Source organism: Azospirillum sp. (assembly GCF_035627195.1).
Lineage (GTDB): Bacteria > Pseudomonadota > Alphaproteobacteria > Azospirillales > Azospirillaceae > Azospirillum.
The window spans coordinates 1-17,109 of the sequence record NZ_DASPMG010000134.1 but is presented as its reverse complement, the minus strand read 5'-3'; the positions used below and the strand labels follow the sequence as shown (position 1 = coordinate 17,109).

Genomic DNA, 17,109 nt, shown 5'->3' with positions numbered 1-17,109 from the left:
TATCCGTGTGCATCCGTGAAACATCCGTGTTCATCCGTGTCCCAAAACCATCTTCCCCATGGGCCGCTGTCCGGCGGACGGCTCGACACCGGTACGGAACCCGCCTACATGGCATGAGATGCCGGCCCGATCCCCCGGCCGGAACGGAAACCACGCGAATGCCCCTCAACAGCCGCGCCGAAGCCCGCGACATCCTGCGCCGCACCGGCACCCTCGCCGACGAGGACATCGACGTCGCCGAGACGGCGCTGGCGCTGGGCGCGCTCGACCGGCCGAACGCGCCGCTCGACCGCTACCGCCGGCATCTGGCGGCGCTGGCGCGCGACATGGCCGACCGCTTCGACCCGCTGGCCGACTCGCTGGAAACGCGCGTGGCGCTGCTGCACGAAGTGGTGATGGAGCGGCACGGCTACGCCGGCGACACCGAGACCTACGACGACCTGCAGAACGCCAACCTGCTGCGCGTCGTCGACCGGCGGCGCGGGCTTCCGGTGGCGCTGGGCATCCTCTACATGCACGCCGCGCGCTCCATGGGCTGGCGCATGGTGGGGCTGAACTTCCCCGGCCACTTCCTGGTGCGCATCGAGCTGGACGGCGAGCGCGCCATCCTCGACCCCTTCAACGACGGGCAGGTGCGCACCGCCGTCGACCTGCGCGACCTCTTGAAGGCCACCGCCGGCACCGCGGCCGAACTGACGCCCGAGCATTACGCCGCCGTGCGCAACCGCGACATCCTGCTGCGCCTGCAGAACAATCTGAAGCTCCGCCACCTCACGGCCAACGACGTGCCGCGCGCGCTGGAGGTGCTGGAGGGCATGCGCCTGTTCGCACCCGAGGAGCCGGCCCTGTGGCGCGAGACCGGCCTGCTGGAGGCGCACCAGGGCCACACCGAGGACGCCATCGCCGCGCTGGAGACCTTCGTTCGCCTGGGCACGCGGCTGGGCAACGATGACCATCTGCTGCACCAGGCGGCCACGCTGATCCAGCAGCTGAAGACCCGACTACTTTAGGATCCGGAGACCAGACCCCATGAGCCTTGCCGTCGCGTTCCAGATGGACCCGATCGAGTCCATCAACATCGACACGGATTCCAGCTTCATGATGGCGCTGGAGGCGCAGCGGCGCGGGCACGCCCTGTTCCACTACCACCCGCGCGACCTGTCGCTGACCGGCAACCGCCTGCAGGCGCGCGTGCGCGAACTGGCCGTGGAGCGCAAGCGCGGCGCCCACTACCGCCTGGGCGAGTCGAAGCTGGTGGACCTGAAGTCCATGGACATCATCCTGATGCGCCAGGACCCGCCCTTCGACATGGCCTACATCACCGCCACGCACCTCCTGGAGCACGTGCAGCCCGACGTGCTGGTGCTGAACGATCCGAAGAGCGTGCGCAACGCGCCGGAGAAGCTGTTCGTCACCCACTTTCCCGACCTGATGCCGCCCACGCTGATCACCAGCGACAAGCAGGCGATCCTGGACTTCCGCGCCGAGCACAAGGACATCATCGTCAAGCCGCTGTTCGGCAACGGCGGCGCCGGCGTCTTCCACCTGAAGCCGGACGACGAGAACCTGGGCTCGCTCTTGGAGCTGTTTACCCAGCTCTACCGCGAGCCGGTGATCGTGCAGAAGTACCTGGCCGAGATCCGCCAGGGCGACAAGCGCATCATCCTGATCGACGGCGAGCCGGCCGGTGCCGTCTCCCGCATGCCGCAGGAGGGCGAGGCGCGCGCCAACTTCCACGCCGGCGGCAGTGCGAAGAAGACCGAACTGAACGCCCGCGAGCGCGAGATCTGCGCCGCCATCGGCCCGGTTCTGCGCGAACAGGGGCTGCTGTTCGTCGGCATCGACGTGATCGGCGACTACCTGACCGAGATCAACGTGACCTCGCCCACCGGCATCCAGGAAATCAACCGCCTGGACGGCTCCCAGCTGGAAGTCACCCTGTGGGACGCCATTGAGCGCCGGTACGAGGCTAACAAGCGGGGGTAAGGTGCCGCGCGTCGCGCGACGCGGGTGTTGAGACGGAATAATTCCACCGTTAGCATGGGCCTCACCGCTTCTTGAGGAGGGCCCATGCCAGCGGAGAATCCAGTGGACGACCCGGTTTCCCGCGATCCGGTCAGCTTCGTGCGCGCTGGCCGCCCACTGTCGGCCAACAAGACCAAAGGCAAGATCGGCGAAAAGATCGCCGCCGACCTGAAGGGGCTGTACAGGGCCGCCGGCGGGGGGCACTGGAACGGGTTCCGTTATGGCGTGGTCTACTACTTCGTCCGGGACTACAAGCCACACAACGATTCGGACGCCGACAACGTCAGCAAGCCGATCTGGGATGCGCTGGAGGGCGAAGCCTATGACGACGACAAGGTCGTGCGGCTTCGGCGGGCGGGCGTGATCGAAATCGGCGCCAGCAATGGGGCGCCTTCGCTGGACGTGATCGACGTCACCGAGATGCCGGCCGCCGCCTCCGACCGCTTCTTCCTTTTGCTGGAGCAGGAGGAACGGCACATCGTGTATGTGGAACTCGGTGCGGTGACACCCAATATGTTTACCTTCAATCTCGCCAATCGGCAGGGGTCGGCATGAAGATCGACGAGCAGATCCTGCAGCGTCATATCGAGGCGGCGGCGGCCGACCAGTTGGCTCGGGATTTAACGGGGAAAGGATACGCCGTTGCACAGCACGCCGATTTCGGCGGCTTGCAGGCTGATCTCGTCGCCCGGAAGGGTGATGAAGTCCTCGTCTACGAATTCAAGGCTCCGGCGTCGGCCAAGGCCGGATGGGCCCGGCAGATGTCGCAGCTCAAGGAGCAGGCGGTCCGGCAGGGGGCCCGCTTTCGGCTGGTTTTCGTTCGCCCGCCGCGGGAGTCGCGGGTCGAGATCGACGACATCGAATCCATTCTCGAAGAGGCCATCAAGAACGATTTTCCCGACGCGTTGGACCAGCTGTCTGCGGAAACGCATGTCGACGACGTTTCCGACGTCGAGATCGAATCGGTCGAAATCCGCAGCGGGGAAGTGGCCGTGAAGGGAACGGCGATGGTTTCCCTGCATCTGAACGATGACGATGGGGAAAACCTGGGAAGCGACCGGCTTCCCTTCCGCTTCGATGTCGTTCTCGGCCCGGATGGGAAGCTGGCCCGGACCAACAGCATCGACGTGGAGACCTCGGACTGGTGACGTCCGTGCGGCGCCCCTTGGCAACCCGCGTTATCCCTGCCTATCCTCCCACCGAATTTCTCGCGCGGAGGGCGGCATGGCGGTGAGGCGGGACGGGTCCTGGGTGGACACGGCGAAGACGATGGGGCTGGCGGTGCTGCTGGCGCTGGGCGTGCGCACGGCGGTGGCCGACCCGTTCCACATCCCCACCGAGTCCATGGTCCCGACGCTGCTGGTCGGCGACTTCCTGTTCGCCAACAAGGCAGCCTACGGCTATAGCCGCTACTCGCTGCCGCTGGCGCCGAAGCTGTTCGAGGGCCGCGTGATGGAGTCGCCGCCGGAGCGCGGCGACATCATCGTCTTCAAGCTGCCGCGCGACCCCGGCGAGAACTATGTCAAGCGCGTGGTCGGGCTGCCGGGCGACCGCATCCAGATGGCCGGCGGCGTGCTGCACGTGAACGGCGCCGCCGTCGGGCTGCGCCGGATCGAGGACCATGTCGAGGAGGTGGGCGGGCGCGCCGTGCGCGTGCCGCAGTTCGTCGAGACGCTGCCCGGCGGGCGGGAGCACCGCATCCTGCACGCCCCCTACCTGACGCCGGTGGACGACACGCCGGTGTTCGAGGTGCCGGCCGGCCATTACTTCATGATGGGCGACAACCGCTCCAACTCGCTGGACAGCCGGGTGCCGGAATGGGCCGGCGGGGTCGGCATGGTGCCGGCCGAGAACCTCGTCGGGCGGGCCGACGTGCGCTACTTCTCCATCGACTTCCGCACCGACTGGACCGATCCGGCGCGCTGGCTGAAGGCGCTGCGGCTGGACCGGATCGGGCTGGTCGGCTGACCGGCCGCCGCCGGGGGCACCACCGCGCGTTGCACACAACCGGTTTTAACAAATCGTAAAGGCTGACGGGCGCACCATGGCATCCGGCTGATGCCGCAAGCGTGCGGCGAGCCGTGCCGGTGATACAGGAGGTGACTGCAATGGGTGTGGCCATCCCCAACGCGTCTTCGATGAACTGGTTCCAGCTCACGGGCAAGACCAGCGAGCTGAGCCCGCGCGGCAATTCGGCCGATTACCGCACGTTCACCGTCGACAAGCCCGGCGAGTTCAACTTCAAGGTCAACAACTCCTACACCACCGTCCGGATCATGAACGACCGGAACGAGGTGGTGGCGGAGGCCAAGTCCGGCCAGGACATCGCGCAGGCCTCGGCCAAGCTGGGGCCGGGCACCTACACCGCGCTGATCGAACAGCAGATGCGCGGCGTCAACAACCGCGACTACGCGCTGGAGATTTCGCACCGGAACAACGCCATGGTGCTGTCGTCCGGCGGCACGCTGAAGGGTGTGGCGCGCGAGACCTTCGCCAACGATCCCGGCGTGCAGAAACACACGCTGAACGTCGTGCAGGGCGGGGAGTTCAGCCTGGACTTCAGCCTGCCCTACAGCCGCTGGGCGATCATGGGCAAGGACAACAAGGTGGTGGCGTCCGGCGACACCATGAAGCCGGAGGCGGCGGTCAACGACATCCTCAAGAAGAGGTCCTACAAGATCGAGCCCGGCCAGTACGAGGTGGTCATCGTGCCGCCCAAGAAGGTGATCGGCGAAATCCCCTTTCAGCTGACCATGGTGCCGAAGACCGCCAGCGTCGACATGCCGGCCGAGGAGCGGCCGATCGACAAGATCTTCCGCGAGCGCGAGGCGCGCCTGCAGCAGTGGGCGGCGAAGGACGCGGCGAAGAGTTCCTCCACCAAGAAGACCGCCTGACCGAAGCGGGGGCCGCCACCGGCACCTCCGTTCACCGGCACCTCCGCCCACCGGCACCTCCGTATGGCTTGCGCGGGGTGGGCCGACCTGGGCTATGCTGCGCGCATGGACTTCACGGACACCCAACTCCACCGCTACTCGCGCCACATCATCCTGCCGGAGGTCGGCGGCGTCGGGCAGACCCGGCTGCTGCAATCGAAGGTGCTGGTGGTGGGGGCGGGCGGCCTGGGCTCGCCGCTGCTGCTCTATCTGGCGGCGGCCGGCGTCGGCACCATCGGCATCGTCGACGACGACGCGGTCGACCTGTCGAATCTGCAGCGACAGGTCATCCACGACGAAGCCAGCCTGGGCTTGCCCAAGGTGGAGAGCGCGGCCGCGCGCATGCGGGCGCTGAACCCCGACGTCCGCGTCGAACCGCACCAAACGCGGATCAACAAGGACAACGCGCTCGACCTGATCGGCCGCTACGACCTCGTGGCCGACGGGTCCGACAACTTCGCCACGCGCTTCCTCCTGAACGACGCCTGCTATTTCGCCCGGCGGCCGCTGGTGTCGGCGGCGATGCTGCGCTTCGACGGGCAGGTGTCGACCTTCAAGGCGTTCGAGCGCGCGCCGGGCGGCGACCACAAGCCCTGCTACCGCTGCATCTTCCGCGAACCGCCGCCGCGCGGCATGGTGCCGTCCTGCTCCGAGGGCGGCGTGCTGGGGGCGCTGGCCGGGCTGGTCGGCACCATGCAGGCGACCGAGGTGCTGAAGGAACTGCTGGGCATCGGCGAGAGCCTGGCGGGCAGCATGCTGATGATCGACGCGCTGCACGCCTCCTTCCACCGCATCGCGGTGAAGCCGGATCCGGAGTGCCCGCTGTGCGGCGCGCACCCGACGATCACCGACCTCTCCATCCACTGAGGGGCACGCCATGCAGGGTCCCGACAGCCTGTCCATTGTCGTCTTCGCCGGCGGCTACGACCGGGTGCACTACGCGCTGGTCATGGCCAGCGCCGCGGCGGCCACCAACCGCCGGGTGACGCTGTTCTTCACCGGCCGCGCGCTGCTGGCCCTGGTGGGGGAGCGCCAGCCGGGCGTGCCGGGCTGGTACGAGCTGGACGCCGCCGACGACGGCAGCGGCCCGGACGAGCGCGACCGCACCTTCGCCAAGCAGGGCCTCGCCACCTTCGAGGAGCTGCTGGCCGCCTGCGTGGCGCTGGGCGTCACCGTCATGGCGTGCGAGATGGGGCTGCGCGCGCTGGGCCTGCCGGCCGGCGTGGCGTTGCGCCCCGACGTGCCGGTGCAGACCGGCGGCGTCGTCAGCTTCCTCAACGCCGTCACCCCCGGCGGCGCCACGCTGTTCATCTGATCCCTTTGCTCATCCGGCCATGACCGAAGCCCTCAAATACGCCAACGCCTTCGAGGCGATCGCCGCCGACGCCATGGACGGCCTGCCGCACGAGGCGGAGATCGCGCGGCTGGCCGCTGTGATCCGCGGCCGCGATCCCGCCCTGCCGGCCAAGGTGGCGGAGGCGGTGACCCTGATGATCGGCTGGATCGAGGAAAGCGACGACACCGGCCGCTTCAAGCGCAAGCTGGAAGTCCTGCGCGAGGCGGTGGCGGCGTTGTGCGGCGTTTAGGGCGTTGGGTTTTCGCTGACGCTCGACCCGACGTCACGCCCCCCCTACTGCGGGTACGGCCCGAGCGTGCGTTCGAAGATGGCGCGGTAGGTGCCGTCGGCCTTCATCCTGGCCAGCTCCGCGGCGGCCGGGCCGACCAGGGCCTGCCGGTCCTTGTGCAGGTAGATGAACATCTCCGTGCGCGCCAGCGGCGGTTCCAGGATGCGGCCGCGGGCACCCAGCTCGCGCAGCCGCCATTGCCCCTGCCAGCGCTCGTACAGCACCACCTGGGTGCGGTCCTTCTCCAGCATGGTGAACAGCTGGCCGGCGTCGGCCACGGGGGTGACCTGCCGGGCCTGCGGCAGGTTGGCCTCGAAGATCTTCCAGCCGATGATGTAGGCGATCTCGTACGGCGCCAGCGACGCCCAGCCGTCCACCGGGAAGTCGTGGTTGATGGAGATCGCCACGAAGTCGTTGTCGATCAGCTTCTCCGGAACCATGACGAGGTTCGGATAGGCCTTCTCCAGGCCGCGGACGCGCAGCACCAGCCCGTCCTCGATGCCCTTGTTGGCGTTGATGATGCCGCGCTCGGTCGCTTCGTACATCATGACCTGCGCCTCCAGGCCCAGGCGGGCGAACAGCGCGGACACGAGCTGGTCGAGGAAGCCCTTGTGGTCGGGCGTGGTGTAGGGCGCGCCGACGCCGGTGTTGAGGTACAGCGTCTTCGCGACGTGGTCACCGGCCATGGCCGGCATCACCGCCGACAGCCAAAGCGCCAGTGCCGCGATTAGGCCGCACCACGGGGCCTTGCTCCACAGGGACTGGCTCATGTCCGGGATCCTCCGCGCCGTCTCCGCCATTCCGATCCGCGCATCCTACCCCGGCATGTGTAAACGGCCGGTGAGCGTCCGCCGGTCACGCCACCTTGTCGTCCAGCGAATAGCCGGCGGAGCGGACGGTGCGGATGATGTCCAGCCCGTCGTCGCCGTTCAGCGCCTTGCGCAGGCGGCGGATGTGCACGTCGACGGTGCGCACCTCGACGTACACGTCGTGCCCCCACACCTGGTCCAGCAGCTGCTCGCGCGAGAAGACGCGGCCGGGATGCTGCATGAAGTGGCGCAGCAGGCGGAACTCGGTGGGCCCCAGGTGCACATCGCGGCCCTGCCGGCGCACGCGGTGGGCGGCGAGGTCCAGCTCCACGTCGGCGAAGCGCAGCGTTTCCTCGCTCAAAGCCGGCTGGGCGCGGCGCAGCACGGCGCGCACGCGGGCCGACAGCTCGGTCGGCGAGAACGGCTTGGTGATGTAGTCGTCGGCGCCGGAGTTCAGGCCGCGCACGCGGTCGCTCTCCTCGCCCCGCGCGGTGACCATGATGATGGGGATGTCGCGCGTTTTGGCGTTGCGGCGCAGCTGCCGGCACACCTCGATGCCGGACATCAGCGGCAGCATCCAGTCGAGCAGGACGAGGTTCGGCGTCTGCTCGGCGGCCAGCATCAGCGCCTCCTCCCCATCCCCGGCGACGACGGTGCGGTAGCCGTCCTTCTCCAGGTTGTAGCGCAGCAGCGTGACGAGGTCGGCCTCGTCCTCGACGATGAGGATCAGCGGTTTTCCGGTGGTCATGGAATCGCTCTTGGAAATGTGTGCGCCGCATAAGCCCCTCTCCCTTGACGGGAGAGGGGTTGGGGAGAGGGTGGTTACGGGCGGATGCCCGGAAGAAAGACTCTCTTCCGCCCTTCCGGGCGTAAATCCCCCTCTCCCCAACCCCTCCCCCGCTCTCGGCGGATCCGAAGGATCCGCCTGTCGCGGCAGCCGGATCAAAGATCCGGCGAGAGCGAGGGGGGAGGGGCTTTCCGGAAAAGCCGATGAAAAGCTCAACCGTAGCGCCCGGTGATGTAGCCCTGGGTGCGCTCGTCGCGGGGGTTGGTGAAGATCTCCTCGGTGTCGTCGCACTCCACCATCTCGCCCAGGTGGAAGAAGGCGGTGCGCTGCGACACGCGGGCGGCCTGCTGCATGTTGTGGGTGACGATGACGATGGTGTAGGCGCCGCGCAGCTCGTCGATCAGCTCCTCGATGTGCGCCGTGGCGATGGGGTCGAGCGCCGAGCACGGCTCGTCCATCAGGATCACCTCCGGGCTCACGGCGATGGCGCGGGCGATGCACAGGCGCTGCTGCTGGCCGCCGGACAGGCCGGTGCCGGGCTCGCGCAGGCGGTCCTTCACCTCGTTCCACAGGCCGGCGCGCTGCAGCGACGTCTCGACGATCTCGTCCATCTCGTCGCGGTTGGCGGCAAGGCCGTGGATGCGCGGGCCGTAGGCGATGTTGTCGTAGATCGACTTGGGGAACGGGTTCGGCTTCTGGAACACCATGCCGACGCGGGCGCGCAGCTGCACCGGGTCGACGTGGCGGCCGTAGACGTCCTCGCCCTCCAGCGTGATGGTGCCCTCGATGCGGACGTTGTCGATGGTGTCGTTCATGCGGTTCAGGCAGCGCAGGAACGTCGACTTGCCGCAGCCGGACGGGCCGATCAGGGCCAGCACCTCGTTGCCCATGATGTCCAGGTCGATGCCCTTCAGCGCCTGCTTGGCGCCGTAGAACACCTTCACGCCGCGCGCCACCATCTTGGCGTTGGCGTGGGGCTTGGTGTTGGGTTCGGTCTGCACGCGCATGGCTTACCACCGCCTCTCGAATTTCTTGCGCAGGAACACGGCCAGGCCGTTCATCAGGATCAGGAAGCCCAGCAGCACCAGGATCGCCGCCGAGGTGCGCTCGACGAAGGCGCGCTCGGGGCTGTCGGCCCACATGAAGATCTGCACCGGCAGCACCGTGGCCGAATCGGTGAAGCCCTGCGGGATGTCGACGATGAAGGCTATCATGCCGATCATCAGCAAGGGCGCCGTCTCGCCCAGTGCCCGCGCCGTGCCGATGATGATGCCGGTCAGGATGCCCGGCATGGCCAGCGGCAGCACGTGGTGCAGCACGACCTGCAGGCGCGACGCGCCGATGCCCAGCGCCGCCTCGCGGATCGACGGCGGCACCGCCTTCATGGCGACGCGCGACGCGATGATGATCACCGGCAGCGTCATCAGCGCCAGCACGAAGCCGCCCACCAGCGGGGCCGAGCGCGGCATCCCGAAGACGTTGAGGAACACCGCCAGACCCAGCAGGCCGAAGATGATCGACGGCACGGCGGCGAGGTTGTTGATGTTCACCTCGATCAGGTCGGTCCAGCGGTTCTTGGGCGCGAACTCCTCCAGGTACACCGCCGCGGCCACGCCGATCGGCACCGACAGGCCCAGGCACACCACCAGCGTCAGCAGCGAGCCGACGATGGCGCCGCCGATGCCCGCCTGCTCCGGATAGCGGGAGTCGCCGGCGGTGAACAGGGTGGTGTTGAACGCCTTGGTCAGCGCCCCGCCGGCGGTCAGCGTGTCGATGGCGCGGATCTGCAGGTCGTTCACCTTGCGCTCCGCCGCCGGCACGTCGCGCGGGATGTGGCCCTTGACGAACTGGTCGACGTTGGCCGACGCGGTCAGCCACACCGTCTGCCGGCGCCCCACCAGCGACGGGTCCGCGACGAGCATCCGGTTCAGCTCGAACGGCGCGCCGGAGGACAACAGGTCGGAGAGCTGGCGGCGCTCCGCCCGTCCGGTGGCCTCCGGGAACCGGGCGGCCAGCGCGTCGCGGATCAGCTTCATGGTGTTGGCCTGCGCCAGCACCGCCGGGTCGCGCGTTCCCTGCGGGTCGATCTCCGCCGCGTCGAAGTGGATCTCCAGCTCGATGCGCGTCTGCTGGAAGGCGGTCCATCCCTTGCCGGCGATGGAGCCCAGCAGCAGCACCAGGATCGACGCGGCGACGGCGACGGCGGCCAGCCCGGCCAGCCGGAAGCGGCGCTCGGCGGCGTGGCGGCGGCGCAGGCGCGCCTCGAAGGCGGCGCCGTGCCGGTCCGACCGGGGTGCGGCGGCCTGTTGGACGAGGTCAGTCATACTTTTCCCGGTACTTCTGGACGACGCGCAGCGCCGCGACGTTGAGCGCCAGCGTGACGATGAACAGCACGAGGCCGAGGCCGAAGGCCGACAGCGTCTTGGGGCTGTCGAACTCCTGGTCGCCGACCAGCAGCGTGGCGATCTGCGTGGTCACCGTGGTGACGGATTGCAGCGGGTTGGCGGTGAGGTTGGCGGACAGGCCGGCGGCCATGGTGACGATCATCGTCTCGCCGATGGCGCGGCTGACCGCCAGCATGACGGCGGCGACGATGCCCGGCAGCGCGGCCGGCATCACCACCTGTCTGATCGTCTCCGACTTCGTCGCCCCCAGCCCGTAGGAGCCGTCGCGCAGCGACTGCGGCACGGCGTTGATCACGTCGTCGGACAGCGAGCTGACGAAGGGGATGATCATCACCCCCATGACCACGCCCGCCGCCAGCGCCGATTCCGACGACACCGACAGGCCCAGCGCCGTCCCCACCTCGCGCACGAAGGGCGCCATGGTCAGCGCCGCGAAGAAGCCGTAGACCACCGTCGGGATGCCGGCCAGGATCTCCAGCACCGGCTTCAGCGTGCCCCGCACGCGGCGGCTGGCGTATTCGGACAAATAGATGGCCGACAACAGGCCGATGGGCGCCGCCACCAGCATGGCGATGACGGTGATCAGCAGCGTGCCGGCGAACAGCGGGATGGCGCCGAAGGACCCGGACGAGCCCACCTGATCGGCGCGGATGGCTGTCTGCGGGCTCCAGTGCAGGCCGAACAGGAAGTCCAGCGGCGGGTAGGCGGCGAAGAAGCGCAGCGCCTCGAACAGCAGCGACAGCACGATCCCGACGGTGGTCAGGATGGCGACCAGCGAGCAGACGACCAGGAAGACGCTGGCCACCCGCTCCACCTTGTTGCGGGCGCGCAGTGCGGTGGAAATGCGGTTGCGGGCGAACAGCAGGCCGGCGGTGGCGGCCGATGCCCCCAGCGCCAGCAGCATCCACTGGCCCAGGTCCATCAGCCGGTTGTGGCGCGCCGCCGCCTCCAGCAGCGCCGGGTCCGGCTTGCGGCCGGTGTTGATGCCGGCGGCGAGGTTCAGGATGTCGGCCTTCAGCAGGCTCAGCGCCTGGGCGTCGACGCCGGTCAGGCGGTCGGGCAGGGCGGCCAGCGTCAGCTGCATGACGATCCAGCCCTGCGCCGCCGTCCACACCAGGAACAGCAGGAAGGCCGGCAGCCCGGCCCACAGCGCCACGTACAGCCCATGGTAGGCCGGCACCGAGTGCAGCGCCGCCAGCCGCCCCTTGGCCCGGCCGACGGCGGTGGATCGCCCGAGCAGGTAGCCCGCCGCCGTCAGCGCGGCCAGCACCAGGAGAAGGACGGTCAGCTGCATGGATGCGTGTCCGGTGATCAGAGCTTGAGCGGGGTCAGCGCCACGGCGGCGGCGCGGACCGCCTCGCGGTCGGCCCTGGGCAGGGAGATCAGGCCCTTGTCGGCCAGATAGCCCTCCTCGCCCATGGCGCGTTCGGAGGTGTATTCGGCGATGAACTCGCGCATGCCGGGGATGACGGCGGCGTGCGCGCTCTTGACGTACACGAACAGGGAGCGGGCGACCGGGTACTTGCCCGACGCCACCGCCTCGTAGGTGGGCGTCACGCCGTCGACGTCGGCGGCCTGCAGCTTGTCGCGGTTCTGGTCCAGGTAGCTGTAGCCGAAGACGCCGAAGGCGCCGGGGTTGGCGCCCAGCTTCTGGATGATCAGGTTGTCGTTCTCGCCCGCGTCCACGTAATGCCCGTCCTCGCGCACCGACGCGCAGACGCGCACCCGCGCCTTGTCGTCGGACACCACCTGCTTCACTTCCGGCACCGCGTGGCAGCCGGCCTCCATGACCAGTTCGACGAAGGCGTCGCGCGTGCCCGACGTGGGCGGCGGGCCCAGCACCTCGATGGGGGTGTTCGGCAGCGCGGGGTCGAGTTCGGCCCAGGTGCGGTAGGGGTTGGGCACCAGCCTGCCGTTCACCGGCACTTCCTTCGCCAGCGCCTTCCACAGCACGGCGCGGGAGAAGTTCGCGGCCCGCGCGCCGCGGGTGGAGGCCAGCACGATGCCGTCGAAGCCGATCTTCACCTCGGTGATCTCGGTGACGCCGTTGCCGGCGCACTGCTCCACCTCGGACTTCTTGATGCGGCGCGACGCGTTGGCGATGTCCGGATGGGCCGGCCCGACGCCGGCGCAGAACAGCTTCAGCCCGCCGCCGGTGCCGGTGGATTCGATGACCGGCGTCTTGAACGCGCTGGTCTTGCCGAACGCCTCGGCCGCGGCGGTGGTGAAGGGGAACACGGTGGAGGAGCCGACGGCGCGGATCTGGCGGCGCGACTGCGCGCCAGCCTCTCCGCCCGGCACGGCGCAGGCGGCGACGGCCGCGAGGGCGGCGACGGCCAGCTTCCAGGTGTTCACGGACGGTCTCTCCCCGCTCTCCGATCGGTGCGCGGACCCTAGTCCCGGTATGAGACTGATTGATTACAGTTTGATGACGGTTTTATGACAGCGCGGCGATCTCGGAAAGGATGGCGGCTTTCAGCGCCGACAGGTGCTCCGTGACCGTGCGCCAGACCGTGATGTCGCTGACGCGGTGATATTCGTGCCGAAAGACGTTGCCGAGGTCGGCGATGTTGCGCCAGGGAATGTCCGGGTGGCGCTGCCTCACGTCCAGCGGCAGCCGCCGGGATGCCTCCGACAGGACCAGCAGCGCATAGCGCACCGCATAGCTGGTTCGCGTATCGGCAAGGAATGTCGCGCAGTCCATGCCGTCAACGAAGGATTCCACGGCATCGATCGCATCGCGCATGTCTTCCAGCCATTCGAGGGCGCGGTCGGCCTTCGGGTCAGAAGGCATACACCGCCTCCTGAAGGATACGCGGCGCGAGGCGTGGCCGGAGCGATGCGCGTTCGACCACGTCGGCGCCCGGCAGCAGCTCGGCGATGCGGCGGCGAAGGCCGGCGTAGGCGAAGAGATCGGGCTCCTCCCCGGCGGAGAATTCGATCAGGACGTCCACGTCGCTGCCGGGGCGTGCGGCGCCCCGCGCGACGGATCCGAACACGGCCGCGTGCCGCACGCCGACGGCGCGCAGCTCGGCTTCGCTCGCCCGCAGGCGGGCCAGCGCGCTGTTCAGGTCGGGAGGCGCAGCCCGGGTCGCCATGGCGAAGTTTCCTTGGTTCCTTCCATAAGATAACGCGTCCCAGCGCTCTGCGGCACCCGTTTCGCTCACGCCGCCCCGCGCCGCTCCGCCGCCTTCGTCTGTGCACCGGCTTCGGCCGGCAGGTAGACGGTGAAGGTGCTGCCCACGCCGACTTCGCTTTCGATGGTCATGCGGCCGCGGTGGCGGTTCAGGATGTGCTTGACGATCGCCAGACCCAGCCCGGTGCCGCCCAGGGCGCGGGAACGCGCGGCGTCCACGCGGTAGAAGCGCTCGGTCAGGCGGGGCAGGTGGGTGCGGGCGATGCCCTCGCCGTGGTCGGCCACGGCCACCGCCACCATCGGGCCGCCGCCGATGCGCGGCACGCGCACGCCGCCCATCGACGCACCGCCCGTCGACGCGGCACCGACGGCGCTGCCGTCGCTGACCGACACGGTGACCGTCACCTCGCTCTGCTCGCGGGTGTACTTGATGGCGTTGCTGATCAGGTTCTGGAACACCTGCGTCAGCTGGTCGTCGTCGCCGACCACCGGCGGCACGCTGGCCGGCGCCACGAGGCGCAGGCGGATGCGCCGCTCGTGCGCCTTAAGCTCGAAGGCGGCCAGCACGCCTTGCAGGCGCGCCACCACGTCCACCGCGCCGCCGGGGGGCATGTGCTCGTCCAGCTCGATGCGCGACAGGGACAAGAGGTCGCTGACCAGCCGCGTCATGCGGCTGGCCTGGTCGTGCATGATGCCCAGGAAGCGGTCGCGTGCGTCGTCGTCGTCGCGCGCCGGGCCGCGCAGCGTCTCGATGAAGCCCAGCAGCGTGGACAGCGGCGTGCGCAGCTCGTGGCTGGCGTTGGCGATGAAGTCGGCGCGCATCTGCTCGGACCGCTTGATGGCGGTGATGTCGTGCAGCGTCAGGATGGCGGTGCGCTCCTCCGCCGGGGCGTCAATCACCCCCTCCGTCGCGGCGGGGCGGCGGCGGCGGAAGGGCTTCACGCGCACCTCGAACATGCGCTCCACCGGCACCGGCAGGCTGAACTCCACGCTGCGCGACGCGGCCCCGCCCAGCACGGCGTCCACCGCCTCCAGGATGCTGGGGTTGCGCAGCGACGCGGCGAGGTCGCGGGTCACCATGCGCTCCCCGAACAGGGCGCGGGCGGCGGCGTTGGCGTGCTCCACCTGCCGGTGCGAGTCGACCAGCAGGAAGGGGTCGTGCAGCGCCTCCAAGATCGCCTCGTTGGCGTCCAGCTCGGCGCGGGTCTGGTCGCATTGCAGCTGGGCGCTGCGGCGCAGGCGGGTGACGGCGCTGACCACCGGGCGCAGCGGCGTGCAGATGGCCGGCGGCGTGGCGTCCTCCCCCTCGCCCAGGCGGTGGGCGTAGTCGGCGATGGCGGCGACGTCGCGCAGGAACACCCGCTCGACCAGCGCGAATCCGGCGAGCGTGACGACGGCCAGCAGCGCCAGCAGGACCGGCGGCACCGCGACGTGCAGCAACAGCAGGGCCAGCGCCACCGCGGCGGCGGTGGCGGCCAGCGCGAAGGCGACAGAAAGTTGCAGCGGCGGCGGCACGACGGGTTTCATGCGATCAGGTTGTACACCATCGCACACCCGCCGTGACGGGGTTCACAAAAGATTCATGTGGAGGCGAGGTGTTGCCCCCACCCCGACCCTCCCCCGCCGGAGGCAGGGGAGGGGGAAAGGGCTCACCACGGCAGCGAGTCGTGGGCGGCCAGCGCGGCCATGGTCACCACGTCGCTCACCGTCGCACCCATGGTGACGATCTGGGCCGGCTGGTCCAGGCCGATCAGCAGCGGGCCGAACACCGTGCCGCGCGTCATCTTCTGCAACAGCTTGGCCGAGATGTTGGCGGCGTGCAGCGCCGGCATGACCAGCACGTTGGCCGGCCCCGACAGGCGGCAGAACGGGTAGACGCGGCGCATCAGCTCGTGGTCCAGGGCCACGTCGGCCGACATCTCGCCGTCGTACTCGAAATCGACCCGGCGCGAGTCGAGGATCGACACCGCGTCGCGCACGCGGGCCACGTTCTCGCCGTGCCGGTTCTGGCCGAAGTTCGAATAGGACAACAGTGCCACGCGCGGCTCGTGCCCCATCTTGCGCGCCTTGGCGGCGGCCTGGATGGCGATGTCGGCCAGCATCTCGCTGTCCGGCACCTCGTTCACCGTGGTGTCGGCGATGAACACCGTGCGCCCGCGGTTGACCAGCACGGTCAGGCCGAACACCCGCTCGCCCGGCTTCGGGTCGAACACGCGGGTGACCTCCTCGAAGCAGACGGGGAAGGTGCGGGTCAGGCCGGTCACCATGGCGTGCGCGTCGCCCTGCGCCACCATCAGCGCCGCGAACACGTTGCGGTCCTGGTTCACCATCCGCTCGCAGTCGCGGCGCAGCACGCCCTTGCGCTGCAGGCGGCGGTACAGGAAGTCGGTGTAGCGGCGGTTGGCGTCGGACAGGCGCGCGTTGTGGATCTCCAGGTCTGTCACCGCGTGCTGGCCCATGCCGGCGAGGCGGTCCTTGATCACCTCCTCGCGGCCGATCAGCACGGGGATGCCGTAGCCGGCGGCGCGGAAGGCCAGGGCCGCGCGGATCGTCCGCTCCTCCTCGCCCTCGGCGAAGACGACGCGGCGCGGGTTGGAACGCACCTTGTCGAGGATCAGCTCCAGCGAATCGGCGGTCGGGTCCAGGCGGGTGCGCAGGTTGTTGCGGTAGCCGGTCATGTCGACGATCGGCTTGCGCGCCACGCCGCTTTCCATGGCGGCCTGGGCGACGGCGGCCGGCACGGTGACGATCAGGCGCGGGTCGAACGGCACCGGGATGATGTAGTCGGGGCCATAGCGCAGGCGGCGGCCGGAGTAGGCGGCGTCCACCTCGTCCGGCACGTCCTCGCGCGCCAGCGCGGCCAGCGCCTTGGCGGCGGCGACCTTCATCGCCTCGTTGATGGTGGTGGCGCGCACGTCAAGGGCACCACGGAACAGGTAGGGGAAGCCCAGGACGTTGTTGACCTGGTTCGGGTAGTCGGACCGGCCGGTGGCGACGATGGCGTCGGGGCGCACGGCCTTCGCCTCCTCCGGCGTGATCTCCGGATCCGGGTTGGCCAGCGCGAAGATGATGGGCTTCGGTGCCATCGACTTCACCATCTCCGGCGTCATGGCGCCCTTGGCCGACAGGCCGACGAACACGTCCGAACCGGCCACCGCGTCGGCCAGGGTGCGGTTGTCGGTCTCCACCGCGAAGGCCGACTTCCACTGGTTCATGCCTTCGGTCCGGCCGCGGTAGACGACGCCCTTGGTGTCGCACAGCGTGATGTTCTCGCGCGGGACGCCCATGTCGCAGAACAGCTGGGCGCAGGCGATGCCGGCCGCACCCGCGCCGTTCACCACCATCTTCACGTCCGCCAGGCTGCGCCCGGTGATGTCGCAGGCGTTGAT

19 protein-coding genes are annotated in these 17,109 nt (G+C 69.2%); 9 read left to right on the top strand and 10 right to left on the bottom strand.

The window, feature by feature from the left end; translation table 11 throughout:
- The first annotated feature begins 158 nt into the window (after positions 1-158).
- The 9 genes from VED21_RS12720 to VED21_RS12680 all read left to right on the top strand — a co-directional run bounded on the left by VED21_RS12720 (position 159) and on the right by VED21_RS12680 (position 6,544).
- Complete coding sequence (locus tag VED21_RS12720) at positions 159-1,010, top strand: transglutaminase-like domain-containing protein (protein WP_324882736.1); 852 nt, start codon at positions 159-161, stop codon at positions 1,008-1,010.
- 19 nt (positions 1,011-1,029) lie between these two features.
- The gene (gene gshB / locus VED21_RS12715; protein WP_324882735.1) at positions 1,030-1,986 is read left to right on the top strand and encodes a glutathione synthase; all 957 of its coding nucleotides are present in this window, start codon (positions 1,030-1,032) and stop codon (positions 1,984-1,986) included.
- 102 nt (positions 1,987-2,088) lie between these two features.
- Positions 2,089-2,580 (top strand): RusA family crossover junction endodeoxyribonuclease, encoded by a 492-nt coding sequence (locus VED21_RS12710; RefSeq protein ID WP_324882734.1) that lies wholly within the window; start codon positions 2,089-2,091, stop codon positions 2,578-2,580.
- A complete protein-coding gene (locus tag VED21_RS12705; protein ID WP_324882733.1) occupies positions 2,577-3,173 on the top strand; it encodes a hypothetical protein in 597 nt (198 codons plus the stop codon). Before VED21_RS12710 ends, VED21_RS12705 begins: the two co-directional genes overlap by 4 nt.
- 76 nt (positions 3,174-3,249) lie before the next feature.
- Positions 3,250-3,993, top strand: coding sequence for a signal peptidase I (gene lepB, locus VED21_RS12700; protein ID WP_324882732.1), 744 nt, complete (start codon positions 3,250-3,252; stop codon positions 3,991-3,993).
- A gap of 140 nt (positions 3,994-4,133) precedes the next feature.
- Positions 4,134-4,919, top strand: coding sequence for a hypothetical protein (locus tag VED21_RS12695; RefSeq protein WP_324882731.1), 786 nt, complete (start codon positions 4,134-4,136; stop codon positions 4,917-4,919).
- A 105-nt stretch (positions 4,920-5,024) separates the two neighbouring features.
- The gene (locus VED21_RS12690; protein WP_324882730.1) at positions 5,025-5,825 is read left to right on the top strand and encodes a molybdopterin-synthase adenylyltransferase MoeB; all 801 of its coding nucleotides are present in this window, start codon (positions 5,025-5,027) and stop codon (positions 5,823-5,825) included.
- 10 nt (positions 5,826-5,835) lie between these two features.
- Positions 5,836-6,273, top strand: a complete 438-nt coding sequence (locus VED21_RS12685) for a DsrE family protein (protein ID WP_324882729.1) — start codon at positions 5,836-5,838, stop codon at positions 6,271-6,273.
- Positions 6,274-6,292: 19 nt separating this feature from the next.
- Positions 6,293-6,544, top strand: a complete 252-nt coding sequence (locus VED21_RS12680; protein WP_324882728.1) for a hypothetical protein — start codon at positions 6,293-6,295, stop codon at positions 6,542-6,544.
- Positions 6,545-6,588: 44 nt separating this feature from the next.
- On the opposite strand, the gene VED21_RS12675 is transcribed toward VED21_RS12680, so the two are convergent.
- From VED21_RS12675 to VED21_RS12630, 10 genes are all read right to left on the bottom strand, one after another.
- Positions 6,589-7,353, bottom strand: coding sequence for a transporter substrate-binding domain-containing protein (locus VED21_RS12675; RefSeq protein WP_324882727.1), 765 nt, complete (start codon positions 7,351-7,353; stop codon positions 6,589-6,591).
- A gap of 85 nt (positions 7,354-7,438) precedes the next feature.
- Complete coding sequence (gene phoB, locus VED21_RS12670; RefSeq protein ID WP_324882726.1) at positions 7,439-8,140, bottom strand: phosphate regulon transcriptional regulator PhoB; 702 nt, start codon at positions 8,138-8,140, stop codon at positions 7,439-7,441.
- A gap of 251 nt (positions 8,141-8,391) precedes the next feature.
- Positions 8,392-9,186 (bottom strand): phosphate ABC transporter ATP-binding protein PstB, encoded by a 795-nt coding sequence (gene pstB, locus VED21_RS12665; RefSeq protein WP_324882725.1) that lies wholly within the window; start codon positions 9,184-9,186, stop codon positions 8,392-8,394.
- 3 nt (positions 9,187-9,189) lie between these two features.
- The gene (pstA, locus tag VED21_RS12660; protein ID WP_324882724.1) at positions 9,190-10,503 is read right to left on the bottom strand and encodes a phosphate ABC transporter permease PstA; all 1,314 of its coding nucleotides are present in this window, start codon (positions 10,501-10,503) and stop codon (positions 9,190-9,192) included.
- Positions 10,496-11,878: a phosphate ABC transporter permease subunit PstC gene (gene pstC, locus VED21_RS12655; RefSeq protein WP_324882723.1), complete on the bottom strand. Its 1,383-nt coding sequence runs from the start codon at positions 11,876-11,878 to the stop codon at positions 10,496-10,498. The genes pstA and pstC overlap by 8 nt, the downstream gene beginning before the upstream one ends.
- Before the next feature lie 17 nt (positions 11,879-11,895).
- A complete protein-coding gene (locus VED21_RS12650) occupies positions 11,896-12,939 on the bottom strand; it encodes a PstS family phosphate ABC transporter substrate-binding protein (protein ID WP_324882722.1) in 1,044 nt (347 codons plus the stop codon).
- An 82-nt stretch (positions 12,940-13,021) separates the two neighbouring features.
- Positions 13,022-13,378, bottom strand: a complete 357-nt coding sequence (locus VED21_RS12645) for a DUF86 domain-containing protein (RefSeq protein WP_324882721.1) — start codon at positions 13,376-13,378, stop codon at positions 13,022-13,024.
- Positions 13,368-13,682 carry a nucleotidyltransferase family protein gene (locus tag VED21_RS12640; RefSeq protein ID WP_324882720.1) on the bottom strand — a complete coding sequence of 105 codons (315 nt, stop codon included), beginning with the start codon at positions 13,680-13,682 and terminating at the stop codon, positions 13,368-13,370. The genes VED21_RS12645 and VED21_RS12640 overlap by 11 nt, the downstream gene beginning before the upstream one ends.
- Before the next feature lie 65 nt (positions 13,683-13,747).
- A complete protein-coding gene (locus VED21_RS12635) occupies positions 13,748-15,247 on the bottom strand; it encodes an ATP-binding protein (protein ID WP_324882719.1) in 1,500 nt (499 codons plus the stop codon).
- Between the two features lie 122 nt (positions 15,248-15,369).
- Positions 15,370-17,109 (bottom strand): phosphate acyltransferase (locus tag VED21_RS12630; protein WP_324882718.1); only part of this gene is annotated, 1,740 nt, incomplete at its 5' end.